A 24,966-nucleotide genomic window follows, 5' to 3' on the forward strand; every position below is an offset into this window, starting at 1 on the left:
CGGCATCTCGCGCATCTCTGCATAGGGGCCGAGCGGCATCTTCGGCCGGCTCTCCTCCACCCTGTCGAGGCAAGGCATGCACGCCCCAGACCTCGCGCAGGCGAGCTTCATTCATTCTGTCGAGATTGCGCATCTCCAGCGAAGCGGAAAGTCGGCTGGTTAACGGAGAAAAGGCAGGCATAGGGGGTACTTGGCCGTCTTGGTGTTGTTCTTAACAGCCCGTTAATTCGCCGCATTTACAGTTCAATCGGATAAAACCGTTGCCTGGGGGCGCGGTCTTACAGCAAGGGTGCAGCCGCTCCACGATGGTAGCCAGACGCAGATCAGACGACAGGATCGAACCGTCCTTCAACGGCCGCGGCGGCCGTGAGGAGGATGACGAATTCGCGCTCGATGCCGATGATCGCATCGACGGGCGGCACGGTTCCAAACGCACATCGAGATCGCCCGCTCCCCGCCGCGCACCGGCAAAGCGCCGTCCCGAGCCGCGCGAACGCGGCGGCCTGTTCGCATTCCTGCGCAGGGTCGTCTACTGGTGCATCGTGCTCGGCATATGGGCCGGCATCGGCGTGGCCGGGCTTGTGTTCTATTACGGTTCGCGCATGCCGAACGCCAGCACCTGGGCAATTCCGGAGCGGCCACCGAACGTCAAGATCACCGCCGTCGACGGTAGCGCGATCGCCAACCGCGGTGCGACCGGCGGCGAGGCGTTGTCGCTGGACAATATGTCGCCCTATATTCCGGAAGCGATCATCGCCATCGAAGACCGGCGCTTCTATTCGCATTTCGGCGTCGATCCGTTCGGGCTGGCGCGCGCCTTCGTCAACAATGCGACCGGTCAGCCGATCCAGGGCGGCTCGACGCTGACGCAACAGCTTGCCAAGAACCTGTTCCTCTCGCCCGAGCGCACGCTCGAGCGCAAGGTGCAGGAGGTACTGCTCTCCTTCTGGCTGGAACAGAAATACACCAAGGACCAGATCCTGGCGATGTATCTGAACCGCGTCTATTTCGGCTCGAACGCCTATGGCGTGGAAGCGGCCGCCCGGCGCTATTTCAACAAGTCGGCGCGCGATGTGAACCTCGGTGAAGCAGCGCTGCTGGCCGGCCTCGTGAAAGCGCCGTCCCGTCTTTCTCCCGCCCGTGATCCGGAAGCAGCAAACGCCCGTGCGCAGCTCGTGCTGCAGGCGATGAGAGACCAGGGCTATATCAATGACGGCGAGATCAAGACGGCAATGTCGCAGACGCCGGCTTCTGCCCGCAGCTACTGGTCGGGCGCCGGACAATATGTCGCCGATATGGTGATGGACGAGCTGCAGGGGCTGGTCGGCGAGGTGAAGGAAGACGTCATCGTCGATACGACCATCGACAAAAATCTCGAAAAGAAGGCCGAGCAATCGCTGGTCGACGTGCTCGACAAGGAAGGCGGCAAGTTCGATGCATCGCAGGCCGCCCTCGTCTCGATCGACGGCACGGGCGCGATCCGTGCGGTTGTCGGCGGCAGGGATTATGCGACGAGCCAGTTCAACCGCGCCGTGAAGGCCAAGCGCCAGCCGGGCTCCTCGTTCAAGCCATTCGTTTATGCTGCCGCGCTTGAAAAAGGTCTGACGCCGGATTCCGTCTTTAACGACGCTCCGATCCGCATCGGCAACTGGACGCCTGAAAATTACGAGAAGAAGTACAATGGCGAAGTGACGCTGAGGACCGCGCTCGCAAAGTCGCTGAACACGGTGGCCGCCCAGCTCGTGATGTATGACGGGCCGGATCAGGTGATCAAGCTCGCTCACCGTCTCGGCATCGAATCAGACCTGCAGCCCAATGCCTCGATCGCGCTCGGAACCTCGGAAGTCTCGCTCATGGAACTGACGGCCTCGTATGCCGCCTTCATGAACGGTGGCTACAAGGCGACGCCGCATGTGATCCGCCGGGTGACCACCACCGATGGCAAGGTGCTCTACGAGAACACCTACGACAATCCGCCGCGCGTGCTTTCCGAGCAGATCGTCGCCGAGATGAACATGATGATGATGGGCGTCATCAACGGCGGCACAGGCTCGAGCGCCAAGCTTCCCGGCTGGCAGGCAGCGGGCAAGACCGGTACGACGCAGAATTCGCGCGATGCGCTGTTCGTTGGCTTCACCAGCAACCTGACGACGGGCGTGTGGTTCGGCAATGACGATGGCAAGCCGATGAAGAAGGTGACCGGCGGCGGGCTGCCGGCCAAGGCCTGGAAGGAATTCATGGTCGCTGCGCATAAGGGGCTTTCGCCGGCGCCGCTTTTCGGCATGGGCCAGACATATTCCGACCCTGGCACCGATCCCGGCAATGGCCAGCCGATGGCGCAGGCGCAGCCGGCGCCTGAGCAGCCTTCGACGGTCGGCAGCATCATTTCCGGTGTTTTCGGTGGGAATGGCGACCTGAACCGTTATCCGCCGGCCCCGGGGCGACCGCAGACGGCAATGCCGGTGAATGGCGGACCTGTGCCGCCCGCCGATGTGGCCGGCGGCGGTTACGACGACATGGTGCCGCCCGGTGACGTGGGCGGGCCTCAGGCAGCATCAGGGGCGCAGCCACGACGCACGACCCTGCTCGATCTCATCATGGGGCAGTAGGGGGCAGGAGACAGTATTGGGACGGGACGCGAGCATCTTTCGGGAACACGTTTCGCGCAAGTTCAGCGTGCAAGATTTGCACGGTTTGAAGGTGCAAAGCACACCCTTTTCCGGCTACTGTAAAAATTGAAGGCAACACATTCGTTTTGCTGGATTCCGGGCCATTTCTCGCCTTGCAGTCCAGAAAACCGCTCCTTATATACGCCGCATCACCGCAATCACGATTGCGTAATCTTAGTAGACCCATCCCGTAAGGGGCTGTCAGGGAAATGCCTTACCGGGGTTCCGACAGCTTGCTTCAAGGAGAGAATGACATGGCAAAAGTAATTGGTATCGACCTTGGAACGACAAATTCCTGCGTCGCGGTCATGGACGGCAAGGACGCGAAGGTCATTGAGAACGCGGAGGGCGCGCGCACGACCCCTTCCATGGTGGCATTTTCCGATGACGGCGAACGCCTCGTCGGCCAGCCGGCCAAGCGTCAGGCGGTCACCAACCCCACGAATACCCTCTTCGCCGTCAAGCGCCTCATCGGCCGCCGCTACGAAGATCCGACCGTCGAGAAGGACAAGCACCTCGTTCCCTTCACGATCGTCAAGGGCGACAATGGCGACGCCTGGGTCGAAGCCAATGGCAAGGGCTACTCGCCCGCACAGATTTCCGCGATGATCCTTCAGAAGATGAAGGAAACCGCCGAATCCTATCTCGGTGAAAAGGTCGAAAAGGCCGTCATCACCGTTCCGGCATATTTCAACGACGCACAGCGCCAGGCAACCAAGGATGCCGGCCGCATCGCCGGTCTTGAAGTGCTCCGCATCATCAACGAGCCGACCGCAGCCGCTCTCGCCTATGGCCTCGACAAGAAGGAAGGCAAGACGATTGCCGTCTACGACCTTGGCGGCGGCACCTTCGATATCTCGATCCTCGAAATCGGCGACGGCGTCTTCGAAGTGAAGTCCACCAACGGCGACACGTTCCTCGGCGGTGAAGACTTCGACATGCGTCTCGTCGAATATCTCGTTGCCGAGTTCAAGAAGGACAACGGCATCGATCTGAAGAACGACAAGCTCGCCCTGCAGCGCCTCAAGGAAGCCTCCGAAAAGGCAAAGATCGAGCTTTCGTCTTCGCAGCAGACGGAAATCAACCTGCCGTTCATCACGGCTGACGCTTCCGGCCCGAAGCACCTGACGCTGAAGCTGACCCGCGCCAAGCTCGAAAGCCTGGTCGATGATCTCGTTCAGCGCACGATCGCTCCGTGCAAGGCAGCCCTCAAGGATGCCGGCGTCACCGCTGCCGAAATCGACGAAGTCGTTCTCGTCGGTGGCATGAGCCGCATGCCGAAGGTGCAGGAAGTCGTCAAGCAGCTGTTTGGCAAGGAACCGCACAAGGGCGTCAACCCGGATGAAGTCGTCGCTCTCGGCGCTGCCATTCAGGCCGGCGTTCTGCAGGGTGATGTCAAGGACGTTCTGCTTCTCGACGTAACGCCGCTGTCCCTCGGCATCGAGACCCTCGGCGGCGTCTTCACCCGTCTGATCGAGCGCAATACGACGATCCCGACCAAGAAGAGCCAGACCTTCTCGACCGCTGACGACAACCAGCAGGCCGTCACCATCCGCGTCTCGCAGGGCGAGCGTGAAATGGCCGCCGACAACAAGCTGCTTGGCCAGTTCGACCTCGTCGGCCTGCCGCCGTCGCCGCGCGGCGTGCCGCAGATCGAAGTCACCTTCGACATCGACGCGAACGGCATCGTCCAGGTTTCGGCCAAGGACAAGGGCACCGGCAAGGAACAGCAGATCCGCATCCAGGCTTCTGGTGGTCTTTCCGACGCCGACATCGAAAAGATGGTCAAGGACGCCGAGTCCCATGCTGCCGAAGACAAGAAGCGCCGCGAAGGTGTGGAAGCCAAGAACCAGGCCGAAAGCCTTGTTCATTCGACCGAAAAGTCGCTCAAGGACTATGGTGACAAGGTTTCGGAAGCCGACCGCACCGCGATCTCTGATGCGATTGCCGCTTTGAAGTCCGCGACCGAGGCAACCGATGCCGACGCCGAAGACATCAAGGCCAAGACCCAGACGCTCATGGAAGTTTCCATGAAGCTCGGTCAGGCGATCTATGAAGCCCAGCAGGCTGAAGGCGGCACGGCCGACGCTTCGGCTGAAGATGACAATGTCGTCGATGCCGACTACGAAGAAGTCAAGGACGACGACCGCAAGAAGTCCGCGTAATTCGCGAGCTGGTTGCATACGCTAGACGATAGACATCCGGCTGCTCACCATGGCAGCCGGAAATCCATTTCCGGGGCTTAAATTGGCAAAAGCGGACTTTTACGAAACTCTGGGTGTAGCCAAGACGGCGGATGAGAAAGAGCTGAAAAGCGCCTTCCGCAAGCTGGCAATGAAATACCATCCGGACAAGAACCCGGATGACAACGACGCCGAACGCAAGTTCAAGGAAATCAACGAAGCCTACGAAACGCTGAAGGACCCGCAGAAACGCGCGGCCTACGATCGTTATGGCCATGCAGCCTTCGAACATGGCGGCATGGGCGGTGCAGGCGGCGGCGCCGGATTTGCCGGCGGTGGATTTTCCGACATCTTCGAGGACATCTTTGGCGAGATGATGGGTGGCGGCCGCGGACGGCAGCGCTCTTCAGGCGGCCGTGAACGCGGTGCCGACCTTCGCTACAATATGGAAATCTCGCTGGAAGAGGCTTACTCCGGCAAGACGGCGCAGATCCGTGTTCCGACGTCGATCACCTGCGACGTCTGTTCCGGCTCCGGCGCCAAGCCCGGCACGCAGCCGAAAACCTGCGGTACCTGCCAGGGCTCGGGCCGTGTGCGCGCCGCACAGGGCTTCTTCTCGATCGAACGCACCTGCCCGACCTGCCACGGCCGCGGCCAGATCATTCCCGATCCGTGCCCGAAGTGCCACGGCCAGGGCCGTGTGACGGAAGAGCGTTCGCTCTCCGTCAACATTCCCGCCGGCATCGAGGACGGCACGCGCATTCGCCTGCAGGGCGAAGGCGAAGCAGGCATGCGCGGCGGCCCGTCCGGCGATCTCTATATCTTCCTGTCGGTGAAGCCGCATGAGTTCTATCAGCGCGACGGAGCCGATCTCTATTGCGCCGTGCCGATCTCCATGACGACGGCGGCGCTCGGCGGCACTTTCGATGTGGCAACGCTCGACGGCACCAAATCGCGTGTCACGGTTCCCGAGGGCACGCAGGCCGGCAAGCAGTTCCGCCTGAAAGGCAAGGGCATGCCAGTGCTGCGTTCCAGCCAGACGGGCGATCTCTACATCCAGATCCAGATCGAGACGCCGCAGAAGCTTTCCAAGCGCCAGCGCGAGCTTCTGCAGGAATTCGAGCAGCTCTCCTCCAAGGAGAACAATCCGGAATCGACGGGTTTCTTTGCCCGGATGAAGGAATTCTTCGAGGGCTAACCTCGATATCCCTCAAGATTAAAAAGAGCCGGAGGTTCCGCCTCCGGCTTTTTCATGCGCGCCAATCCGGGACATATGTACCAGGCCGGGACGCAGGCCAACGCGCCGATGTCTTGTGTTAACGCAGAGCTCTGATGATGCTTGCACGTTCGCGAGATTCATACTGTCTTTGTCCCGCAGTCCGGGACTAACAGAGGGTATCTCCATGTCGGCAACGAACTTTTCCAACGGCCTATCCGACGATGTCGATGCGCTGGCAGGTGCGCTCTATACCTGGTGCGCCGAACGCAACATCAAGCTCCGCAGCCAGCAGGGCCTTTCCATCGCCAGCATCGCGATCGACCTCTATCATGCCGGTCATCAGACGCAGGATTCGCTGCTCGTCGCACTGCACGAGCGCGAGCTTCACTGAACTCCCATCATTTCAAGGATGGGTAAAACGCTTCAGGCAGCGTTTTCGGTGGCCTGACCGCACATGAGGTTGAGGATCGTCTTGACCGCCTGTTTACCGGCAATCGAATTCAACCTGTCATAGCTGACCGCCAGCTCGTAGGCCTCGGGGCTCAACTCGACACGGTTGGCAAATTGCGAGATTCCCGTGCCTTCGAAAAGCTCGGAAATATCGACTCCAAGGAAGACTGCTATCTGATGCAGCTTGCTGGCTGAGACGCGGTTCGTCCCCTTCTCGTATTTCTGGATCTGCTGGAATGTAAGGCCAAGCGCGTCACCGAGCTCCAGTTGAGAAACACGTCCGCGAGCGCGCAGCTGTCTCACGTTGCGACCGACAATGATATCAATCGGATCTGGCACTGCCACACTCTCTCCCAATAAACCCTTTATTTACCATATAGCGTCAGCTGAATATCTCAACCCGGAAGTTGCAAATTTCAACCGACTTTTTTTGGGCATTATGCCGCCCAAACAGCTGCTCGCTCCGTGAATTCTACAACTTCTATTCCTCATTTAGTGCCTGACGGCGATGTAGCAAAAAATTGAACACCCTTGAGTTGACTTAACTGCATGTGGCGATAGTTAGTCGCGCCGGAACCCCTGTAACACCAGTCTGACAAGAGGCTTCGAATACTGCATGACATCCGCTCCCCCCGGGAAATCTGATGCCGACAGTATCGTCATCGACACGCGCCGCCAGAAACTGACGATGATCCTCGATTCACTGACGTCGCTGCGCGGATCGATCGAAGACCGGCCGGATCTCCTCTATTGGATCGAAAAGGCGATTGCGGAGACCGAGGCGCAGCTCCAGGCTCCCGCTCCTCGCAAGCATTAGCGACAGAGGCGGCTCTCAGCCTTGATATCCTCATGGCTTCGGCGTAGCTGTCAGCCTTAATGATTCCGGATATCAGATGCCGCACAAGGTTTCCCTTTCCCGTCTGAAGCTCACTGATTTTCGCAATTATGCTGCGGCCTCGCTCGTGCTCGACGGGCGGCACGTGGTGCTGACCGGGGACAATGGCGCCGGCAAAACCAACCTGATGGAGGCGGTTTCCTTCCTGTCGCCAGGACGGGGAATGAGGCGCGCAGCCTATGGCGATATCACCCGCGTCGGTGCTCAAGGCGGATTTTCGATCTTTGCCGAGCTCGATGGCATGGAAGGCGATGTGGAGATCGGCACCGGCATCGATACCAGCGACGAGGTGACAACGCGCCGGCTGCGTATCAATGGAACGACGGCGAAGACGGTCGACGAACTGACGGATCATCTGCGCGTGCTGTGGCTGACCCCGGCAATGGACGGGCTCTTTACCGGCGGCTCGTCCGACCGCAGGCGGTTCCTCGACCGGCTGGTCTTGTCGCTCGACCCCGAACATGGCAGGCGGGCTAGCGATTTCGAGCGCGCCATGCGCAGCCGCAACAAACTGCTCGACGAAGGCCGTTTCGATCCGTCCTGGCTTTCCGGCATCGAGGAGCAGATGGCAAGCCTCGGCATTGCCATGGCGCTCGCCCGGCAGGAAATGCTCGGCCTGCTGACGCGCCTCATCGAGGAAAGCCGCGAGACATCCCCTTTCCCCTCAGCATCGCTGCAACTCTCGGGCTTCATGGATGGCCAATTTTCCCGGCCCTCGGTCGACTTGGAAGATGAGTATACGGCAACCCTCGCTGCCAATCGCTACCGCGATGCCGGGGCCGGACGCACGCTGGAGGGGCCGCATCGCGCCGATCTCATCGTGCATCATCGGGAGAAGCAGATGGAAGCGGCGCGCTGCTCCACCGGCGAGCAGAAAGCCCTGCTGGTGGGCCTCGTGCTGGCCCATGCGCGGCTCGTCGGCAACCTTACGGGCCATGCGCCGGTCCTGCTCCTGGACGAGATTGCCGCCCATCTCGACGAGGGACGCCGCGCCGCACTGTTCGACCTCATAGACGGGCTCGGCGGCCAGGCCTTCATGACGGGAACGGACCATCAGATGTTTGCGGCCCTTGCAGAACGGGCGCAGTTTTTCACGGTGGCCGAAGGAAGGGTTTTCGAATGAGTGATAGCGCTTCTCGTGGCGGTTCGGGGCGTGATAGCATCACGTCCATGGAACCCCTCGGCCCTGACGAAATCGCACGCTATCACCGCCATATCCTGCTGCCGGAAATCGGCGGTGCGGGCCAGCAGAAGCTGAAGGCCGCGCGCGTGCTGGTAATCGGTGCCGGAGGGCTCGGCGCACCGATCCTGCAATATCTGGCGGCCGCCGGCGTCGGCACGCTCGGCATTGCAGATGACGACCGTGTTTCGCTCTCCAACCTGCAACGGCAGGTGATTCACGATTCCGGCACGATCGGCGAATTGAAGACTGAAAGCGCGGCCGTCGCGATCGCGCGGCTGAACCCGCATATCAAGGTCATCCGCCTCACGGAGCGCTTTTCGCCGGAGGCAGCGCGCCGGGACCTCTCCGGCTTCGATCTCTTGATCGACGGCTCTGATAATTTCGACACGCGTTATGCGGCAGCCGATGCGGCCGAAGAAGCGCGTATTCCGCTCGTCACCGGTGCCGTCGGCCGCTTCGACGGATCGCTGACAGTGCTGAAACCCTATGAGAGCGCCGAAGACGGCACGCTCAACCCCGGTTATCGCGATCTTTTTCCCGAAGCCCCGCCTGCCGGGCTGATCCCCGCCTGCGCGGAGGCCGGCATCATCGGCGCACTGACCGGCGTGATCGGCACGCTGATGGCTATGGAGGCGATCAAGCTCATTACCGGCGCCGGCGAGCCGCTGATCGGCCGCTTGCTGCTCTATGACGCCCTGTCGGCCCGTTTCGATACGATCCGTTACAAGCGCCGGCGTGCGAGGCAGAGCAAGACCGCATGACGCCTTTTCGCATCGATGAGAGTTTTGCCCGCTGGAGCGAGCTGCTCGATCTCATTCTCGCATCCTTCGCCTATATGGAAGGTCGCATCGATCCGCCCTCCTCCGCAATCCGCCTGACGGTGGAGGCTCTGGCGGAAAAAGCCAAGGTGGAAATCGCTTATGCGGTGGAGAACGAGGGGCAGCTCGCCGGCTGCATTTTCCTGCGCCCGGAGGCAGACTGTCTCTATGTCGGAAAGCTCGCGGTTCTGCCATCCGCCCAAGGCAAAGGCATCGGCCGTCGACTGCTTGATATCGCCGAGGAGAAGGCCTGCGATCTCGGTCTCCCGGCGCTAAGGCTCGAGACGTGGATAGAGCTCGTCGGCAATCACTCGACCTTCGCCGCCTGGGGCTTTGCCAGGACGGCCGAAAAGTCCCATCCGGGTTTTACGCGCGTGACGTTTATCGAGATGAAGAAAGCGCTCGCCCGCTAATCTGACCGGCTAAAGATGGGCGTGCTCCGGCCGTCACCGGCCTGGCAGCACCCGATTCGGTGGGCGATGACCATCGATGAAGGCGCGGATGTTGATGATGACCTTGTCGCCCATCTCCGCACGTCCCTCGATCGTCGCCGAGCTCATATGCGGCAACAGCACGACCTTGCCCTCATTGGCGAGCTTCACAAGCTTCGGATTGACCATCGGTTCGTTCTCGAAGACATCGAGCCCGGCGCCAGCGATCTTTCCTTCCCGCAGGCATTTGATAAGGGCCGCTTCGTCGATCACGTCACCGCGGGCGGTGTTGACGAGATAGGCGGTCGGCTGCAACAGCGCCAGGCGCCGCGCTGACAGGAGATGGAAGGTTGCTGGCGTCGAGGGGCAATTGACCGAGACGATGTCGACACGGGCAAGCATCTGATCGAGGCTTTCCCAATAGGTCGCCTCCAGCTCGTCCTCGGTCGCCGGATTGACGCGCTTGCGGTTGTGATAATGGATCGACAGGCCGAAGGCCTTGGCGCGTCGCGCAACGGCCGTGCCGATCCGACCCATGCCGACGATGCCGATACGCTTTCCGTGGATACGCCTGCCGAGCATCCAGGTGGGAGACCAGCCGGCCCATTCGCCGGGTGTGTCGGTCAGCACGCGCGCGCCTTCGCCGATCCGCCGCGGCACAGCGAGAATCAGCGCCATCGTCATGTCGGCTGTGTCCTCGGTCAGCACATTCGGCGTGTTGGTGACGGTGATGCCTTTGCGCGCGGCGGCTTCGACATCGATATGGTCGGTGCCGTTTGAAAAGCTGGCGATCAGCTTCATCTGCGGCCCAGCCTGATCGATAAGGGCCGCGTCGATCCGATCCGTCACAGTCGGGACGAGCACGTCGCAGCTTTTGACAGCTTCAGCGAGCTCAGCGACGGATCGCGGCGTATCGTCAATATTCAGCTCTGCATCGAAAAGCTCGCGCATGCGGGTTTCGACGACATCAGGCAACTTGCGGGTTATGTAGACCTTCGGTTTTTTCTTCGTCGTCATAGCGGCTTGCGGTGCCTTGTTCAGAGGTCTTTAACCAAGTTGGGCGATCATTTCCCCGTTCCGGGCATTTTCTACCAGACCCGCACGCGAAGACAAACAAAACTCGCGAGGCGACCGGGGATTCCCGGAAAACGAGCGGGCAAGGCCTGCTTCGAATTCGAGCTAATGGAAGCTTCCATGCGTCGCACTGTTCTGAAGTCCTGCCTCGTCCTGGCGATCGCCCTTGCCGTATCGGCAGGCAGCATCGAATTTGCCCAAGCACAGGCCGCCAAGGGGCCGAGCGGCCTGCCGCTGCCGCGTTTCGTGACGCTGAAGTCCAAGCGCGTCAACCTGCGGATCGGACCGGGAACGGATTACGCCGTTTCCTGGCTCTATCTGAAGTCGGGGCTGCCGGTCGAAATCATCCAGGAATATGACAACTGGCGCCGTATCCGCGATGCCGACGGCACCGAGGGCTGGGTCAACCAGTCGCTTCTCTCAGGCCAGCGTGCCGCCATCGCCGCGCCGTGGATGAAGGGCAAGGGCAAGAGCGTCTTTGTGAACCTCCGCCGCGAGGCGCAACCATCCTCCTCCATCGTCGCCAAGCTAGAGCCCGGCGTGATGATCACGATCGGTGAATGCAGCGGAGAGTGGTGCTTCGCAAAAACCGACGGCGCCGAGGGTTGGGTGGCGCAGTCGGAAATCTGGGGTGCCTATCCGGGCGAGGCTTTTAAATAAGACCCGCCTCCTTGGCCGCCTCGGACAGCGACTTCATCGGCCGCGGGCCGATCTGCTGGATGACGATGCCGGCGGCAAGGCAGCCGAGCTTACCGCAATCTTCCAGCGTCCGGCCCTGCGTGTAGCCGTAGAGGAAGCCCGAGGCGAAGAGATCGCCGGCACCGGTCGTGTCAACGACTTCATTGATCTTGATGGCATCGACGTAATGGCGCTCGTTGCCCTTCAGAATCACGGCGCCGTCCTCGCTCACGGTCACAGCGGCAATCTTGCAATCCTTGGCGATCCTGTTCAGCGCTTCCTCGAAATCGTCGGTCGCGTAAAGCGACAGGGCTTCCTGACGATTGGCGAAGACGATATCGACCTTGCCGGAGCGCATCAGATCCAGGAACTCGCCGCGATAACGATCGACGCAGAAGCTGTCGGACAGCGTCATCGACATTTCGCGGCCGTTCTCGTGGGCGATGCGGGCGCAATCGAGGATTGCCTCCTTGGCGCGCGGCGGATCCCAGAGATAACCCTCAAAATAGGTCACCTTGGCCTCGGCCACGACATCCGCTTCGACATCCTCCGGCCCGAGTTCGACACAGGCGCCGAGATAGGTGTTCATCGAGCGTTCGCCATCGTCGGTAACGAAGATCATCGAGCGTGCGGTTGGCGGAAACGTGCCCTTGGCCTCCGTCTGGTAGTGAACGCCCTGGGCACGGATATCATGCGAGAAGATCTCGCCGAGCTGATCCTCCGCCACTTTGCCGAAATAGGCGGCCTTGCCGCCGAGGCTGGCGACGCCTGCAGCCGTGTTGCCGGCGCTGCCGCCGGACGCTTCGAGCGCCGGACCCATACGCGAATAGAGCAATTCGGCGCGCTCGGCATCGATGAGGTTCATCGCCGCCTTGGTGATCTTGTTGTCAATGAGGAACTGGTCGTCGCAACGGGCGATGATATCGACGATTGCGTTGCCGACTGTCAGAACATCGAATTTGGTCATGAAATGGGAAGTCCCGGATTTGTGATAGCCGGTAATCGGTCTTAGCGAAATCTGCCGGCATTGAAAGGATAAAGAGCAGATCATCCTCTAAGTCTTCGTAAAACTGCCGCCTATTCGTCATGCCGCTGTCACTTTGCCTGCCTAAAAAGAGCATCAGGAAGACCGGCATGCAGGTATCTCGTATGGCCGGTTACGGAAGGGATGATCCCTTCAGTCTTACCGGAACGAGCCTGACCACGGATGAACTGGCAGTATCGTAACCGGATATCCGGCAAGGCCGGATGCGGAAAAGCGGGCTAGGCCCGCTTTTTTTGTTGCGACGCAAAAGAAATCGTATCCGCTGCATTTGTCATGGCCGCCAATTTGCTGCTAGACCTCGGCAATCCCGCGCAGAGCAGCAGTTTATGTCAGCCATCATTTTCGACGTTCTTCCGATCTTCCTTCTCATTCTCATCGGCTGGCTGATCGTCCGCATCGGGGTGCTGACGGCAAATGTCGGCGATGCCTTGAGCGAGTTCGTCTTCAAGATTGCCGTACCGCTGCTGCTTTTCCGTACCATCGCCGGGGCAGATTTCCACGGCGCTTCGCCGTTCCGGCTCTGGATCGTCTATTTCTCTGGCGTCGCGGTGACATGGACGGCGGGGCACATCGTCGCCACGCGTTTCTTCGGTCGCGACGAGCGGATCGGCGTGCTCGCCGGCGTATCCTCGGCCTTCGCCAACAATATTTTCATTGGCCTGCCGCTGGTCGAGCGCACCGTTGGCAGCGAGGGGCTTGTCGCTCTTTCCATCCTGCTGGCCGTGCATCTGCCGATCATGATGGTGGCCGGCACGATCATGATGGAACATGCCGAACGCAAGATCTCCGGAAAGAGCGACCGCAGCATGATCCTGGTACTGAAGCAGATCGGCCTGAACCTGCTGCATAATCCGCTGGTCATCGGTATCGTTGCCGGCGCCGTCTTTCATGTCTCGGGCCTGACCATGCCGGCAACCATCAGCTCCGTCGTCGGCCAGATCGCCAGCACGGCCGGACCGGCCGCGCTGATTTCGCTCGGCATGGCACTGCAAAAATATGGTGTCTCCGGCAATGTCGGGATTGCCAGCGTGACTTCCGCCTTCAAGCTTTTGCTGCTGCCCGGTTGCGTCTGGGCGGCGAGCCACGCGCTCGGCCTCAGCGCTGAATGGACGGCAGCACTGGTGCTGACTTCGTCGGTACCGACGGGGGTGAATGCCTGGCTGATCGCCAACCGCTTCGGCGTCGGTCACAGCCTTGCGGCCTCCACGATCACGGTGACCACGGCGCTCGGCGCCATCACCGTTTCCTTCTGGGCCTATATTCTCGGCGCATGAGGCAACAAAAAAACCCGGCTTGCGGCCGGGCTTCTTGAAAAATTTCGAGGGCTCTTACTGCGTTGCTGTCGGAGCATTCGGATCCGGCAGCGGAGCCGGTGAATCTGCCAGCGTGTGCAGGTAAAGGATGACGTTGGCGCGATCCTGATCCTTCGGCAGACCGGCAAAGCCCATGGCGGTGCCTGGAACGTCCTTCTTCGGCGCGAGCAGGAACTTGTTGAGGTTCTCGAAGGTCCAATGTTCGCTGCTGCCCTTGGAGAAGTCCTTCATGGCAGAAGAATAGGCGAAGCCTTCATGCGAGGCGATCGGGCGATCTACGACACCAAAGAGATTCGGGCCGACTTTGTTCGGTCCGCCTTTGGTGCCGTCATGACAGGCCTGACACTTCTTGAATACGGTTTCGCCGGCCTTGGCGTCGGCACTTGCAAGAAGCTTTGCGATCGGAACGGCAACGGCAGCAGGTGCGCCTTCACCGCCGGCGGCGGGTGCCTCCTCGGCGACGATGGCAAAACCTTCCTTCTCCGGTGCCTCGGAATGGAAGATCCCCTCGGAGGCAATGGAGACTGACATCAGAACGAAAACCGTTCCAAGCAGCGCCCCCACGGCCGTATTGACGTATGAATTCATCTGCAATGCTCCCCTTGCAGCCGGCAGACCAGAAACCGGACCATCTTGAAATTGCGCGGAACCTATGTCTTTTGGCTATTCGTTGCAACTGTCTAAATGGTCTTGTGCGTGAGACTTTTTGCCACTTTTCAGCCCGGATTAGAAGGCCCGAACAATGACTGATTCAAAATTAGATAACGTGCTGGTGCTGATCCCCGCACGCATGGCCTCCACCCGCCTTCCGGGCAAGCCGCTGGCCGATATTTGCGGTTTGCCGATGATCGTCCAGGTGGCAAAACGGGCACAGGAAGCGGCGATCGGGCGCGTCATCGTGGCCGTCGACGACCAGGAGGTTTTCGACACTGTGGCCGCAGCAGGCTTTGAAGTGATCATGACGAGCAAGGACCATCAGGTCGGTTCGGACCGCATCTTCGAGGCACTGACGATCGTCGATCCGGACAAAAAGGCGAAAATCATCGTGAACGTCCAGGGCGATCTTCCGACAATCGATCCGGAAACGGTGCGTGCAGCATTGCGTCCCCTCGATAACCCGGAGGTCGATATCGGCACGTTGACGACCGAGATCGACAACGAGGAGGACAAGACAGCGCCACACATCGTCAAGGTCGTAGGCACGCCTGTCTCCGAAAGCCGTCTGCGCGCGCTTTACTTCACGCGCACGACCGCGCCTTATGGCGAAGGGCCGCTCTATCACCATATCGGGCTTTACGCCTATCGGCGCGCAGCACTGGAGCGCTTTGTCTCCCTCGACCGTGGGACGCTGGAAAAACGCGAATCGCTGGAGCAGTTGCGGGCGCTCGAAGCCGGTATGCGGATCGATGTCGAGATCGTTGACACTGTTCCGCTCGGTGTCGATACTCCCGCGGACCTCGAAAAGGCGCGGCGCATTCTCTCTGCAAAGGCCAACTGACGGATTTCCCCATGAACATCAAGACCAACAGAATCGCCTTCCAGGGCGAATTCGGCGCAAATTCCGACATGGCGAGCCGCGACATGTTTCCGACCATGGAGCCGCTGCCCTGCCAGACCTTCGAGGATGCCTTCACGGCGGTCGACAATGGTGACGCCGATATCGGCATGATCCCGATCGAAAACACGATCGCGGGTCGCGTCGCCGACATCCACCACCTGTTGCCGGAATCACGCCTGCATATCATCGGCGAATATTTCATGCCGATCCGGTTTCAGCTCATGGTGTTGCCGGGCGTGACGAAGGATGAAATCCGGACCGTGCATAGCCATATCCATGCGCTCGGCCAGTGCCGCAAGATCGTACGGGCCAACGGCTGGAAGCCCGTCATCGCCGGCGATACGGCAGGGGCTGCCAAGCTCGTCAAGGAAACCGGCGACCGCTCGATGGCAGCGCTCGCGCCGCGCCTTGCCGCCGACCTCTACGGGCTCGACATCATCGCTGAAAATGTCGAGGATACGGAAAACAACGTGACACGCTTCGTGGTGCTGTCGCGTGACGAGGAATGGGCAGAACGCTCGACCCATGACGAGAAGATCGTCACCACCTTCGTCTTCAATGTCCGCAACATTCCCGCAGCACTCTACAAGGCGCTCGGCGGCTTTGCGACGAACAACATCAACATGACCAAGCTCGAGAGCTACCAACTCGGCGGCAAGTTCGTGGCGACGCAGTTCTACGCCGACATCGAGGGCCACCCGAACGACGCGCATGTGCGCCGCGCGCTGGAGGAATTGCGTTTCTTCTCCGAGAAGGTCCGCATCCTCGGCGTCTATAAGGGCCATCCGATGCGCGGGCTTCTATAGATTGCAAAAAGCCCCTCTGGCAGATGGCCGGAGGGGCTTCATGTTCAAACTTATTTATCCGGCTCACAAACACGCAGCCGGTGCCCATCCGGATCGAGCACGACGAAGGTTGGGCCGAAGTCGAGTTCGGTCAGTTCCTGGGCGACGGGCAGGCCGCGACTGCGCCAGTCTTCGTAATGCCTGGCGACGGCATTTTCGCCTGCTACCATGAAAGCGACTTCGCCACGGTTGCCGATGGCCGAGGGTTGCGGTTCGACCTTGCTGCGGCGCCAGAGGCCGAGAGTGAAGCCGCCATCGAGAGGGAAGGCGACGAAATTCGGCGCCTCCACGGCCGGCTCGCGGCTCAGGATATTGCGGTAAAAGGCGGCGCTTTCGGCGGGATCCTTGACATAAAGGATAATAAGATTGGGGCTGGTCATTTCGGTTCTCCATCGGGGTTGAAAGATGCACGGCCGAAAACGGCTACTGCCAAGTTATGGCAGTAGTTCTCCTGTCACGGTTCTGCAGAGAGCGCCGCTTCGTTACCGGGAAGAATGTCGATGATGTCGGCGTGCGGCCTTAGCGGAAGAGATCGTCACCGACGCGCCAGTCCTGCCCATCGCTGAAGCCGAGATCGCGCTTGTGCCATAGCGGCATCGTCTCGATATCAAGGCGCGGACGGCGCAGTGACGGCGTTACGAAGCGATCCGAAAACAAGCGTACCAGGCGAGAGCGAAGGGTCTTTCCGGCTTTGACGGAAGTACGACGGCCGGCATATTGAACGACTTGGGGCATTCCCATGATCAGTACTCCTTTCCTGCTGGACTGGTACTGATAATAGCGCTTCCTGCTGACAGTTTATGGCAGCAGTGTCACTGCTCGATCGGAGTATCCTGCGTGGCCCGCCACTCTTTGAGAAGTGCCGTGCGGCGGCGTGGATAACGCGTCTCATCGATCGCCATATCGATGATGCGATCGGTGCGGAAATGGCGGAAATCCTGGCGCAGCTCGCACCAGGCCATGATGATGCGCACATGCTCGAAATAGCCGAGCGCGAAAGGCCAGACGCGCCGGCGGGAGACGCGGCCCTGCTCGTCGCCATAATGCAGTTCGAGGATACGCTCGAGACGGATCGCCTTGCGGATGGCTGAGACATCCGCCTTATCCTCATCCTGCCGCTTCCTGCCGACAAAAAGTGTGGCCGAATCGACCATGTCGCGCATGTCGGGGGGCAACACGGCGGCGATCTTCGCAAGCGCATCCGCGCCGGCACTGGCCAGGCGTGGCTCGGCAGCGCGCGCCACCCATCTGGAGCCGAGCACGAGAGCTTCCAGTTCCTCTTCGGAAAACATCATCGGCGGCAGCATGAAGCCGGGCTTCAGCACATAACCTATGCCGGCCTCTCCCTCGATCATCGCACCTTGCGCCTGGAGGCTCGCAATGTCGCGGTAGAGCGTGCGCAGGCTGACGCCGGTTTCCCCGGCCAACACAGTGCCGGTGACCGGCCGCCGGTAGCGCCGGAGCGTCTGAAGCAGGGCCAACAGCCGTTCCGAACGGGCGACCATGATTATACCTTCTTGCAGCATGGCCGAGGCCGGGTGACGACCACCCGCGCGTTTCGGCTCCTGCTCAGCGTTTCCACTCCACCCAGTCGCGCATCAGACGATGGGCAATCGCGCCCTTTGGCGGCGGCGCTTTGCCGTTGGCGCCAGGGCGCTCCAGCATTTCGATGGTTTCCTCACGGGTGAACCAGCGGCAATCCTCGAGTTCGGCCTCATCACGGTGAATCTCGTGCGATTTCGCCTCGGCATAACAGCCGATCATCAGGGAATGCGGCATCGGCCAGGGCTGCGAGGCATGATAGCGGATGCGGCCGGTCCTGATGCCGGATTCTTCCAGCGTTTCGCGGCGCACCGCATTTTCGATGGTTTCGCCGGGCTCCAGAAAGCCTGCCAGACAGGAATACATGCCCGGCGCAAAATGCGGGCTGCGGCCAAGCAGGCAGAGATCACGCTCCTCGTCGATCGTCAGCATGATGACCACGGGATCGGTACGCGGAAAAATCATATGCTCGCAGGCAGTGCAGACGCGCTTGTAGCCGCCGATGCGGATTTCCATGGCCGCGGCGCAGCGACCGCAGAAGCGATTGTCGCCGTTCCAGCGGATGAGGCTTGCGGCCTGGGCGAACTCGCCGAGCAGTATCTCATCCACCAACTCGTCGCGGAAAAGCGCACGGCCGTCGACCGGCTTGTACTGGCTTGCCATATCTTCGACGTCGATACCGACGGGCACAGCAAGGCGCGGCTCCCCGGTTTTGCGATAGCCGAGCAGCACAGTCTCGTCCCAGTCCGGTTTCAGCTCCTGCAGCTCGTAGCGGGCAAAGAGCGGATCGAGCACCTGACCGTCGTGCTTCAGCACGAGCTTGTCCTTGGCGAATGCGAAGATATGCGTGCCTTCGCGGGCGAGCGCCTTTTCGACCGAGGCTTCATCGCGATGTTCGCTGTCACGGTTAAGGTCATTGGCGGCAAAGGCGGTGAGATTGCTGGGTTCGGGATGCGGTACGTCCGAATCGAAAAGCGAATGACTCATGATGAAAGGGCTTCCCGCAGCTTTGCTATGAATTCGTTTCTTGTTCCGTCCTCGTAAGGCTCGGCCTTGCCGAAACCCCAGACAGGCCCCGGCCAGTTCGCATCACCTTCGGAACGCGCAATGACATGAACATGAAGCTGGCGGACGATATTGCCAAGTGCCCCGACATTGATTTTTGTGGTACCCGTAATCGCCTTGAGCGCCGTGGAGACGAGATCGATCTCGAAGGTGAGCAGCACCTGGTCGAGCGGCGTCAGCTGAAAGATCTCCGTGATATCGGCGCGGCGCGGCACCAGGATCAACCAGGGCCAGCGAGCGTCCTTCGACAGCCTGACATCGCACAGGCCAGTCACCATGATACTGGTGCTGTCGTTTTCGAGCCTGGGGTCCAGCACGAAATCGCTCAAGGGCATTCTCCTGATGTTTTCCAATGGACTAGCAGTTTTTTTTGAGCTTGGCTTGCTTTTGATGTCGATTTTGCCGATATGTGCATTCGGGAGGTTGGTGGTGGACGAGCCACTCGCCAACCGGGTCAGGTCCGGAAGGAAGCAGCCCTAACGAGCCCGGCACGGGTCATCGTGCCAGCCTCCCACCTTCTCTTCCAAGAAGCCCGGCCTTTCCGGGCGCAAGCAGGGCGATGAGCGACACCGAGCGACAGTCACAAGATGCCGCCTCGACGGGCACCGGGTACCGGGTGCTGGCACGCAAATACCGCCCCAAGGATTTCACGGACCTGATGGTCGGCCAGGAGCCGATGGTCCGCACGCTCACCAACGCGTTCGAGACCGGCCGCATCGCGCAGGCCTATATGCTGACCGGTGTGCGCGGGGTGGGCAAGACGACGACGGCGCGCATCCTGGCGCGGGCGCTGAACTACAAGACGGCCGAGATCGACAAGCCGACGATCGACCTTCGGGTGCCCGGCGAGCATTGCCAGGCGATCATGGAAGGCCGCCATGTCGATGTGATCGAGATGGATGCCGCTTCGCATACCGGTATCGACGATATCAGAGAGATCATCGAGCAGGTGCGCTACCGGCCGGTTTCGGCGCGTTACAAAGTCTACATCATCGACGAAGTGCACATGCTGTCGACACAGGCCTTCAACGGGTTGTTGAAGACGCTGGAAGAGCCGCCCGAACATGTGAAGTTCATTTTCGCGACGACGGAAATCCGCAAGGTCCCTATCACCGTTCTCTCGCGCTGCCAGCGCTTCGACCTGCGTCGCATCAGCGCCTCGGATCTCGTCGGCCTGTTCACGACGATCGCCGCCAAGGAAGGCATCGAGGCGGAACCGGACGCGCTGGCGATGATCGCGCGCGCTGCCGAAGGTTCGGCGCGTGACGGTCTGTCGCTGATGGATCAGGCGATCGCCCATGGCGGCGGCGCGGTGCAGGCGGAAGCAGTGCGCGGCATGCTCGGCCTTGCCGACCGCGCCCGCATCGTCGATCTCTTCCAGCATGTCGTGCGCGGCGATGTTGCAAGTGCGCTCAATGAATTCCAGAGCCAATACGAGGCAGGGGCCAATCCCGTCGTGGTTCTGACCGATCTTGCCGATTTCACGCATCTGGTGACTCGGCTGAAGTATGTGCCCGATGCGGCAAACGACCCTTCGCTCAGCGAAGTGGAGCGTATCAAGGCGGCTGAATTCGCACAGAGTGTCGCGGTCACGACACTTTCGCGCATTTGGCAGATGCTGCTGAAGGGCATTCCGGAGACGGAAAACTCCTCGCGCACGGCAGGCGCGGCCGAAATGGTGCTGATCCGGCTGGCGCATGCAGCGCATCTGCCGGCACCCGAGGATGCAGCGCGGCGGCTTGCGGAATTCTCCAATGAAGGCAGTGCGTCACGTCCGTCCTCGCCTGCGCCTTCGGGCAATGGTGGTGGCGGCACGCGCGTTCCCTACCAGACAAGCGTACAGGCACGGTCTCCCGAGCCGGCACCGCGGCCGCAACCGTCAGGCCCGACGGCCATGTTGCGCGCCGTGCCCAATCCGGAGCCGCAAAATATCGGCCGCGTCGAGACGAGGCCAGCGGAAGCACCGAAGCCACTCGTATCGGTCAATTCGATCAGCGATATCGTCGATCTCGCCGCTGAAAAGCGCGACCCGAAGATGAAGGCGCTGCTGCGGACCTTCGTGCGCCCCGTGCGCATCGAGCCCGGTCGGCTGGACGTCAGCCTCGCTGAAGGCGCTCCAAACACGCTGCTCAACGAACTTGCCGTCAAGCTCAGGGAGTGGACCGGCATACACTGGATCGTCAGCCTCAGCCGCGAGGAAAGCCAGCCAACTATGGTCGAGGCGGAGGCCAAGGCTCAGGAGCAGCGTGTTAGCGATGCACGCCAGGATCCTGATGTCGCCGCAATCCTCGCCCAGTTTCCGGGTGCCAAGATCATCGACGTGCGCGTGAGGGCACCGACGCCGGAGGAGGAAGCGGAGGAAATCAAGCCGCCCGCCGCAGCCGAATCCGAAGAGGGCGATATCCTGCCGGGCGACGACATAGAATTCTAGTTTCAAGAAGGAGAAGACGATGCGCGACATCATGGGCATGATGGGCAAAGTCAAGGAAATGCAGGCCAAGATGGAGCAGATGCAGGCGGAAATCGCCGAGCTGACTGCCGAAGGCAAGGCAGGCGGCGGGCTCGTCACCGTCATCATCTCCGGCAAGGGCGAACTGAAGAGCCTGAAGATCGACCCTTCCCTCTTCAAGGAAGACGACGTCGAAATCCTCGAAGACCTGATCGTTGCCGCCCACAAGGACGCCAAGGATAAGGCCGAAGCCATCGCCGCGGAAAAGACCAAGGCGCTGACGGCCGGCCTGCCGATCCCGCCTGGTTTCAAGCTGCCCTTCTGATTTCCCGACGACTGTTCCGGTAATCGACTGACCCCGGAGGAGACGAGACACGATGACGTTGACGACGTTGCTGGTTTTCGCCGGCGCTCTTTTCATTGCTGCGGGAACACCGGGACCGAGCGTTGCGGCGCTCGTCGCCCGCGTCATCTCGAAGGGCGCGCGCGACGTGCTGCCCTTCCTGTTCGGCATGTGGGCGGGGGATGCGATCTGGCTGACCTGTGCCATTGCCGGCCTCTCGGCGATCGCTGAAAGCTTCTACCACGTCTTCGTCGTCATCAAGTGGCTGGGCGTGCTCTATCTTCTTTATCTCGCCTGGAAAATGTGGTTTGCCAAAGCCGAGGTCGAAGAAGACGAACTGCCGCAGGAGCGCTCACGCGGCCGTATGTTTCTGACCGGCCTGGCGATAGCGCTTGGCAATCCGAAGATCATGATGTTCTACGTGGCACTTCTACCGTCGATCATCGACATCCCCTCGGTGTCGCCTGCCGGTTGGGCCGAACTCGTCGTCACGTTGTTCGTCGTTCTGGCTGTTGTCGATTTCAGCTGGATGCTGCTTGCGGCCAAGGCCCGCGGTTTCCTGAAGAGCCGGCGTGCCGTGCAGATCGCCAATCGGGTGAGTGCTGGAACGATGGCGGGTGCTGCCGTCACGATCGCGATCCGCTGAACTATCGCTGTGCTTCCAGCACGGCTCGCAGCTTGTAGTGAACGGGCGCTGCCAGATAGCGCTCGCGGTCCGCGGCTGACAGCCGGCGCCCGAACGTTTCCATCATTTCCGGCATCGTGACCGCGGCGCCCGGAAATGGCTTATATTCAACCGGCATTCCGGCTTCCACGATCCCATTTGATATCACCCGGCAATAAATGCCGGGGCGTGCCGACTGGGTGTACCGCTTGACGAATTTGGGATCGTTCATCCTTGCTGCGAAGGTGGCGCAGGGAATGCGGCAGGACGTGACTTCAAGGATCAGTTCGCCTGTCATGAAGCGGTCACCGACCGAGACATCGCGGTTATCGAGCCCTTCGATGACGAGATTCTCGCCGAAGGTGCCGGGCTCGACGGGATGCCCGATTTCGTTCGACCACCAGTCGAGGCTGACAGAACCCTCCAGATAGACGGCCTGATCGACGCCGCCGTGATGTTTCCTGTTGCAGATGGCATCGCCGACGAGGCCTTCGGCATCGATCATGACGCCACCGGTGACGGCGTGTTTGAAGATACCGGTCTTGTAGCTCTTGCCCGGCAGCCTTTCGGCGCTCCCGCGGCAGACGGCGAGTATTTTCATCAACCAGGCAATCCTTCTGCGATTCCGTTTTCGTTCCATATCAGTTAAGAACGGCGCATGGCAAAGCGAGTCACCGGCCCGGAAATCGAAAAACTGATCCAGCTTCTGGCGAAAGTGCCGGGCCTCGGGCCGCGTTCGGCACGGCGGGCGGCACTGCATCTCATCAAGAAGAAAGACCAGCTTCTCGGCCCCCTCTCACATGCGATGGGTGAGGCCTATGACAAGGTGAAAATCTGCTCGCGTTGCGGCAATGTCGATACTGTCGACCCCTGCACGGTCTGCACCGATGCGCAACGCGACCAATCCGTGATCATCGTCGTCGAGGATGTCTCGGATCTCTGGGCTCTGGAGCGCGCCGGCGCGCTGAATGCCGCCTATCATGTTCTTGGCGGCACGCTATCGCCACTTGATGGTGTCGGGCCTGAAGATCTCAATATCCGCGGGCTGATCAACCGCGTGGGCGAAGGCGGCATCAAGGAGATCATTATCGCGGTAAATGCGACCGTCGAGGGGCAGACGACGGCGCATTACATCACCGACCAGCTTGCCGATCTCAAGGTGAAGATCACGCGGCTGGCGCATGGGGTGCCGGTCGGCGGGGAACTCGACTATCTCGATGAGGGAACGCTGACGGCAGCGCTTCGAGCGCGCACAGCAATCTAGGGGGATACATGATTAGGGGTTTCTTCGGCAGGCTTCTTCTTGCAGGCGCCGCCTTGCTGGCGTTTTCCGCGATCCCGTCATATGCAGCTCCGTCGAAAGCCGACGTCGAAGCGCAATTCGAAAAGTGGGTTCAGGCCGATCTCTGGCCGGAGGCGAAGAAGAACGGCATTTCGGAGAAGACCTTCCGGGCTGCCTTTTCCGGCATCGAACTGGATTGGACCCTGACGGATCTCGCCCCTCCCGGCTTTCCGCCGCCCAAGGAGCAGAAGCAGACCCAGGCCGAATTTTCCTCGCCGGGGCCCTATTTCAACGAGGACCGGCTGAAACGGCTCGCCATGACCGGGCGCGGCTTTGCCTCGCAATATGCCTCGACGCTCAGCCGCATTGAAAAGACTTATGGCGTGCCCGGTTCGATCGTGCTGGCAATCTGGGGACGCGAGACGGGCTTCGGTGCGGCGAAGATCCCCAATTCGGCGGTCGAGATACTTGCGACAAAGGCCTTCATGTCGACCCGCAAGGACATGTTCCGCATGGAGCTGATCGCCGCGCTGCACATTCTCGACGGCGGCGACGTGACCCCTGCGGACTTCAAGGGATCGTCGGCGGGTGCGCTCGGCCAGCCGCAATTCATGCCGACGAGCTATCTGAAATATGCCGTCGATTTCGATGGCGACGGTCACCGCAACATCTGGACATCGGTTCCCGATACGCTGGCTTCGATCGCCAATTTCCTTGTGAAGAAGGGTTGGCAGCGCGATCGCGACTGGGGGTTCGAGGTGACGATCCCGCAAGCCGTCTCCTGCGCGCAGGAAGGGCCTGACCTTGCCAAGCCGCTCTCTCAATGGGCATCACTCGGCATCGATCGCATTTCAGGCAAGGGCTTTCCGTCCGGCGAGCTGAAAGCACAGGGCATGATGCTGGTGCCGGCCGGGCGCGACGGGCCGGAATTCATCGTCACGCCGAACTTCTACATCATCAAGGAATACAACAACTCCGACCTCTATGCCCTCTATATCGGCAACCTTGCCGACCGCATCGCTTTCGGTTCCGGCGCCTTCCAGGGACAATGGGGCGATGTCGGAAAGATGCTGCGCTCGGATGTCGCCGCCATGCAGCGGGCGCTGGAACGGCAGGGTTACGATGTCGGCGGTTCAGACGGACTGCCCGGCTACAAGACGCGCCGAGCGATCGGCCAATGGCAGGAAAAGAACGGGATGAAACCGACCTGCTTTCCCGAGGCGTCGATGAAGGGCAAGCTGAAGTAAGAGCCTACGCCCG

General features: G+C 60.7%; 27 protein-coding genes and 1 other RNA gene. 18 read left to right on the forward strand and 10 right to left on the reverse strand.

The window, feature by feature from the left end:
• The first annotated feature begins 305 nt into the window (after positions 1 to 305).
• The 4 genes from AC1DUP_RS09490 (at position 306) to AC1DUP_RS09505 (ending at position 6,462) form a co-directional block, all read left to right on the forward strand.
• Positions 306 to 2,609, forward strand: a complete 2,304-nt coding sequence (locus AC1DUP_RS09490) for a transglycosylase domain-containing protein (protein WP_477832516.1) — start codon at positions 306 to 308, stop codon at positions 2,607 to 2,609.
• Between the two features lie 314 nt (positions 2,610 to 2,923).
• Positions 2,924 to 4,834, forward strand: a complete 1,911-nt coding sequence (dnaK, locus tag AC1DUP_RS09495; RefSeq protein ID WP_113507301.1) for a molecular chaperone DnaK — start codon at positions 2,924 to 2,926, stop codon at positions 4,832 to 4,834.
• A gap of 82 nt (positions 4,835 to 4,916) precedes the next feature.
• Complete coding sequence (gene dnaJ, locus AC1DUP_RS09500; RefSeq protein ID WP_113298122.1) at positions 4,917 to 6,050, forward strand: molecular chaperone DnaJ; 1,134 nt, start codon at positions 4,917 to 4,919, stop codon at positions 6,048 to 6,050.
• A gap of 205 nt (positions 6,051 to 6,255) precedes the next feature.
• Positions 6,256 to 6,462: a hypothetical protein gene (locus AC1DUP_RS09505; RefSeq protein WP_113298121.1), complete on the forward strand. Its 207-nt coding sequence runs from the start codon at positions 6,256 to 6,258 to the stop codon at positions 6,460 to 6,462.
• A gap of 32 nt (positions 6,463 to 6,494) precedes the next feature.
• Here the strand turns inward: AC1DUP_RS09505 and AC1DUP_RS09510 are convergent, their stop codons facing one another.
• A complete protein-coding gene (locus AC1DUP_RS09510; RefSeq protein ID WP_113298585.1) occupies positions 6,495 to 6,860 on the reverse strand; it encodes a helix-turn-helix domain-containing protein in 366 nt (121 codons plus the stop codon).
• A 277-nt stretch (positions 6,861 to 7,137) separates the two neighbouring features.
• Here AC1DUP_RS09510 and AC1DUP_RS09515 point away from each other — a divergent pair, with 277 nt between their 5' ends.
• The 4 genes from AC1DUP_RS09515 (at position 7,138) to AC1DUP_RS09530 (ending at position 9,830) form a co-directional block, all read left to right on the forward strand.
• Positions 7,138 to 7,338: a hypothetical protein gene (locus AC1DUP_RS09515; protein ID WP_113298120.1), complete on the forward strand. Its 201-nt coding sequence runs from the start codon at positions 7,138 to 7,140 to the stop codon at positions 7,336 to 7,338.
• A gap of 76 nt (positions 7,339 to 7,414) precedes the next feature.
• Positions 7,415 to 8,539, forward strand: coding sequence for a DNA replication/repair protein RecF (gene recF / locus AC1DUP_RS09520; protein ID WP_477832517.1), 1,125 nt, complete (start codon positions 7,415 to 7,417; stop codon positions 8,537 to 8,539).
• On the forward strand, positions 8,536 to 9,360 hold the full coding sequence (locus AC1DUP_RS09525) for a molybdopterin-synthase adenylyltransferase MoeB (RefSeq protein ID WP_113307186.1): 825 nt from the start codon (positions 8,536 to 8,538) through the stop codon (positions 9,358 to 9,360). The genes recF and AC1DUP_RS09525 overlap by 4 nt, the downstream gene beginning before the upstream one ends.
• Positions 9,357 to 9,830: a GNAT family N-acetyltransferase gene (locus AC1DUP_RS09530; RefSeq protein ID WP_477832518.1), complete on the forward strand. Its 474-nt coding sequence runs from the start codon at positions 9,357 to 9,359 to the stop codon at positions 9,828 to 9,830. Before AC1DUP_RS09525 ends, AC1DUP_RS09530 begins: the two co-directional genes overlap by 4 nt.
• Positions 9,831 to 9,863: 33 nt before the next feature.
• Here AC1DUP_RS09530 and AC1DUP_RS09535 read toward each other — a convergent pair whose 3' ends face one another.
• Entirely contained in the window at positions 9,864 to 10,865 is a 1,002-nt protein-coding gene (locus AC1DUP_RS09535) for a 2-hydroxyacid dehydrogenase (RefSeq protein WP_113298116.1), read from the reverse strand.
• A gap of 177 nt (positions 10,866 to 11,042) precedes the next feature.
• Here AC1DUP_RS09535 and AC1DUP_RS09540 point away from each other — a divergent pair, with 177 nt between their 5' ends.
• Positions 11,043 to 11,582: an SH3 domain-containing protein gene (locus tag AC1DUP_RS09540; protein ID WP_113307286.1), complete on the forward strand. Its 540-nt coding sequence runs from the start codon at positions 11,043 to 11,045 to the stop codon at positions 11,580 to 11,582.
• On the opposite strand, the gene AC1DUP_RS09545 is transcribed toward AC1DUP_RS09540, so the two are convergent.
• A complete protein-coding gene (locus AC1DUP_RS09545) occupies positions 11,575 to 12,567 on the reverse strand; it encodes an adenosine kinase (RefSeq protein ID WP_477832519.1) in 993 nt (330 codons plus the stop codon). The genes AC1DUP_RS09540 and AC1DUP_RS09545 overlap by 8 nt on opposite strands.
• A 404-nt stretch (positions 12,568 to 12,971) precedes the next feature.
• Here AC1DUP_RS09545 and AC1DUP_RS09550 point away from each other — a divergent pair, with 404 nt between their 5' ends.
• A complete protein-coding gene (locus AC1DUP_RS09550) occupies positions 12,972 to 13,919 on the forward strand; it encodes an AEC family transporter (RefSeq protein ID WP_113307184.1) in 948 nt (315 codons plus the stop codon).
• A 54-nt stretch (positions 13,920 to 13,973) separates the two neighbouring features.
• Here the strand turns inward: AC1DUP_RS09550 and AC1DUP_RS09555 are convergent, their stop codons facing one another.
• Positions 13,974 to 14,546 (reverse strand): c-type cytochrome, encoded by a 573-nt coding sequence (locus AC1DUP_RS09555; protein ID WP_113298113.1) that lies wholly within the window; start codon positions 14,544 to 14,546, stop codon positions 13,974 to 13,976.
• A gap of 154 nt (positions 14,547 to 14,700) precedes the next feature.
• Here AC1DUP_RS09555 and AC1DUP_RS09560 point away from each other — a divergent pair, with 154 nt between their 5' ends.
• Both AC1DUP_RS09560 and AC1DUP_RS09565 read left to right on the forward strand, forming a co-directional pair.
• On the forward strand, positions 14,701 to 15,456 hold the full coding sequence (locus AC1DUP_RS09560; RefSeq protein WP_113307182.1) for a 3-deoxy-manno-octulosonate cytidylyltransferase: 756 nt from the start codon (positions 14,701 to 14,703) through the stop codon (positions 15,454 to 15,456).
• Positions 15,457 to 15,467: 11 nt separating this feature from the next.
• Entirely contained in the window at positions 15,468 to 16,322 is an 855-nt protein-coding gene (locus AC1DUP_RS09565; protein ID WP_113298111.1) for a prephenate dehydratase, read from the forward strand.
• Between the two features lie 50 nt (positions 16,323 to 16,372).
• Here AC1DUP_RS09565 and AC1DUP_RS09570 read toward each other — a convergent pair whose 3' ends face one another.
• From AC1DUP_RS09570 to AC1DUP_RS09590, 5 genes are all read right to left on the reverse strand, one after another.
• Positions 16,373 to 16,741 (reverse strand): VOC family protein, encoded by a 369-nt coding sequence (locus AC1DUP_RS09570; protein ID WP_113298110.1) that lies wholly within the window; start codon positions 16,739 to 16,741, stop codon positions 16,373 to 16,375.
• A gap of 139 nt (positions 16,742 to 16,880) precedes the next feature.
• Positions 16,881 to 17,102: a hypothetical protein gene (locus tag AC1DUP_RS09575; RefSeq protein ID WP_113307181.1), complete on the reverse strand. Its 222-nt coding sequence runs from the start codon at positions 17,100 to 17,102 to the stop codon at positions 16,881 to 16,883.
• A 71-nt stretch (positions 17,103 to 17,173) separates the two neighbouring features.
• Positions 17,174 to 17,869: a helix-turn-helix transcriptional regulator gene (locus AC1DUP_RS09580; RefSeq protein WP_113298583.1), complete on the reverse strand. Its 696-nt coding sequence runs from the start codon at positions 17,867 to 17,869 to the stop codon at positions 17,174 to 17,176.
• A 61-nt stretch (positions 17,870 to 17,930) separates the two neighbouring features.
• Positions 17,931 to 18,890 (reverse strand): NAD(+) diphosphatase, encoded by a 960-nt coding sequence (nudC, locus tag AC1DUP_RS09585; protein ID WP_113307180.1) that lies wholly within the window; start codon positions 18,888 to 18,890, stop codon positions 17,931 to 17,933.
• Complete coding sequence (locus tag AC1DUP_RS09590) at positions 18,887 to 19,297, reverse strand: HIT domain-containing protein (protein ID WP_477832520.1); 411 nt, start codon at positions 19,295 to 19,297, stop codon at positions 18,887 to 18,889. The genes nudC and AC1DUP_RS09590 overlap by 4 nt, the downstream gene beginning before the upstream one ends.
• Positions 19,298 to 19,386: 89 nt before the next feature.
• Here AC1DUP_RS09590 and ffs point away from each other — a divergent pair.
• The 4 genes from ffs to AC1DUP_RS09610 all read left to right on the forward strand — a co-directional run bounded on the left by ffs (position 19,387) and on the right by AC1DUP_RS09610 (position 22,406).
• An RNA gene (ffs, locus tag AC1DUP_RS09595) (signal recognition particle sRNA small type) lies at positions 19,387 to 19,483 on the forward strand.
• 44 nt (positions 19,484 to 19,527) lie between these two features.
• Positions 19,528 to 21,399, forward strand: coding sequence for a DNA polymerase III subunit gamma/tau (locus AC1DUP_RS09600; RefSeq protein WP_477832521.1), 1,872 nt, complete (start codon positions 19,528 to 19,530; stop codon positions 21,397 to 21,399).
• A gap of 19 nt (positions 21,400 to 21,418) precedes the next feature.
• The gene (locus AC1DUP_RS09605; protein ID WP_007813855.1) at positions 21,419 to 21,742 is read left to right on the forward strand and encodes a YbaB/EbfC family nucleoid-associated protein; all 324 of its coding nucleotides are present in this window, start codon (positions 21,419 to 21,421) and stop codon (positions 21,740 to 21,742) included.
• A gap of 52 nt (positions 21,743 to 21,794) precedes the next feature.
• The gene (locus tag AC1DUP_RS09610; protein WP_477832522.1) at positions 21,795 to 22,406 is read left to right on the forward strand and encodes a LysE family translocator; all 612 of its coding nucleotides are present in this window, start codon (positions 21,795 to 21,797) and stop codon (positions 22,404 to 22,406) included.
• Position 22,407: 1 nt separating this feature from the next.
• Here the strand turns inward: AC1DUP_RS09610 and AC1DUP_RS09615 are convergent, their stop codons facing one another.
• Complete coding sequence (locus AC1DUP_RS09615) at positions 22,408 to 23,025, reverse strand: MOSC domain-containing protein (RefSeq protein WP_113298105.1); 618 nt, start codon at positions 23,023 to 23,025, stop codon at positions 22,408 to 22,410.
• Positions 23,026 to 23,082: 57 nt separating this feature from the next.
• Here AC1DUP_RS09615 and recR point away from each other — a divergent pair, with 57 nt between their 5' ends.
• Both recR and AC1DUP_RS09625 read left to right on the forward strand, forming a co-directional pair.
• Positions 23,083 to 23,688: a recombination mediator RecR gene (gene recR / locus AC1DUP_RS09620; RefSeq protein WP_113507293.1), complete on the forward strand. Its 606-nt coding sequence runs from the start codon at positions 23,083 to 23,085 to the stop codon at positions 23,686 to 23,688.
• Between the two features lie 8 nt (positions 23,689 to 23,696).
• Positions 23,697 to 24,953 carry a lytic murein transglycosylase gene (locus tag AC1DUP_RS09625; RefSeq protein ID WP_477832523.1) on the forward strand — a complete coding sequence of 419 codons (1,257 nt, stop codon included), beginning with the start codon at positions 23,697 to 23,699 and terminating at the stop codon, positions 24,951 to 24,953.
• The last annotated feature ends 13 nt before the right edge of the window (positions 24,954 to 24,966 follow it).

The sequence above is a fragment of the Rhizobium sp. 01L419 genome, from assembly GCF_056400025.1.

Coding starts and splice junctions, on each gene's coding strand:
- AC1DUP_RS09505 (WP_113298121.1), top strand. CDS start 6,256: ATGTCGGCAACGAACTTTTCCAACGGCCTATCCGACGATGTCGATGCG.
- AC1DUP_RS09515 (WP_113298120.1), top strand. CDS start 7,138: ATGACATCCGCTCCCCCCGGGAAATCTGATGCCGACAGTATCGTCATC.
- AC1DUP_RS09560 (WP_113307182.1), top strand. CDS start 14,701: ATGACTGATTCAAAATTAGATAACGTGCTGGTGCTGATCCCCGCACGC.
- recR (WP_113507293.1), top strand. CDS start 23,083: ATGGCAAAGCGAGTCACCGGCCCGGAAATCGAAAAACTGATCCAGCTT.
- AC1DUP_RS09615 (WP_113298105.1), bottom strand. CDS start 23,025: ATGAAAATACTCGCCGTCTGCCGCGGGAGCGCCGAAAGGCTGCCGGGC.
- AC1DUP_RS09605 (WP_007813855.1), top strand. CDS start 21,419: ATGCGCGACATCATGGGCATGATGGGCAAAGTCAAGGAAATGCAGGCC.
- AC1DUP_RS09535 (WP_113298116.1), bottom strand. CDS start 10,865: ATGACGACGAAGAAAAAACCGAAGGTCTACATAACCCGCAAGTTGCCT.
- AC1DUP_RS09625 (WP_477832523.1), top strand. CDS start 23,697: ATGATTAGGGGTTTCTTCGGCAGGCTTCTTCTTGCAGGCGCCGCCTTG.
- AC1DUP_RS09610 (WP_477832522.1), top strand. CDS start 21,795: ATGACGTTGACGACGTTGCTGGTTTTCGCCGGCGCTCTTTTCATTGCT.
- AC1DUP_RS09570 (WP_113298110.1), bottom strand. CDS start 16,741: ATGACCAGCCCCAATCTTATTATCCTTTATGTCAAGGATCCCGCCGAA.
- AC1DUP_RS09490 (WP_477832516.1), top strand. CDS start 306: ATGGTAGCCAGACGCAGATCAGACGACAGGATCGAACCGTCCTTCAAC.
- AC1DUP_RS09540 (WP_113307286.1), top strand. CDS start 11,043: ATGCGTCGCACTGTTCTGAAGTCCTGCCTCGTCCTGGCGATCGCCCTT.
- AC1DUP_RS09565 (WP_113298111.1), top strand. CDS start 15,468: ATGAACATCAAGACCAACAGAATCGCCTTCCAGGGCGAATTCGGCGCA.
- nudC (WP_113307180.1), bottom strand. CDS start 18,890: ATGAGTCATTCGCTTTTCGATTCGGACGTACCGCATCCCGAACCCAGC.
- AC1DUP_RS09525 (WP_113307186.1), top strand. CDS start 8,536: ATGAGTGATAGCGCTTCTCGTGGCGGTTCGGGGCGTGATAGCATCACG.
- AC1DUP_RS09575 (WP_113307181.1), bottom strand. CDS start 17,102: ATGGGAATGCCCCAAGTCGTTCAATATGCCGGCCGTCGTACTTCCGTC.
- recF (WP_477832517.1), top strand. CDS start 7,415: ATGCCGCACAAGGTTTCCCTTTCCCGTCTGAAGCTCACTGATTTTCGC.
- dnaK (WP_113507301.1), top strand. CDS start 2,924: ATGGCAAAAGTAATTGGTATCGACCTTGGAACGACAAATTCCTGCGTC.
- AC1DUP_RS09530 (WP_477832518.1), top strand. CDS start 9,357: ATGACGCCTTTTCGCATCGATGAGAGTTTTGCCCGCTGGAGCGAGCTG.
- AC1DUP_RS09600 (WP_477832521.1), top strand. CDS start 19,528: ATGAGCGACACCGAGCGACAGTCACAAGATGCCGCCTCGACGGGCACC.
- AC1DUP_RS09555 (WP_113298113.1), bottom strand. CDS start 14,546: ATGAATTCATACGTCAATACGGCCGTGGGGGCGCTGCTTGGAACGGTT.
- AC1DUP_RS09550 (WP_113307184.1), top strand. CDS start 12,972: ATGTCAGCCATCATTTTCGACGTTCTTCCGATCTTCCTTCTCATTCTC.
- AC1DUP_RS09545 (WP_477832519.1), bottom strand. CDS start 12,567: ATGACCAAATTCGATGTTCTGACAGTCGGCAACGCAATCGTCGATATC.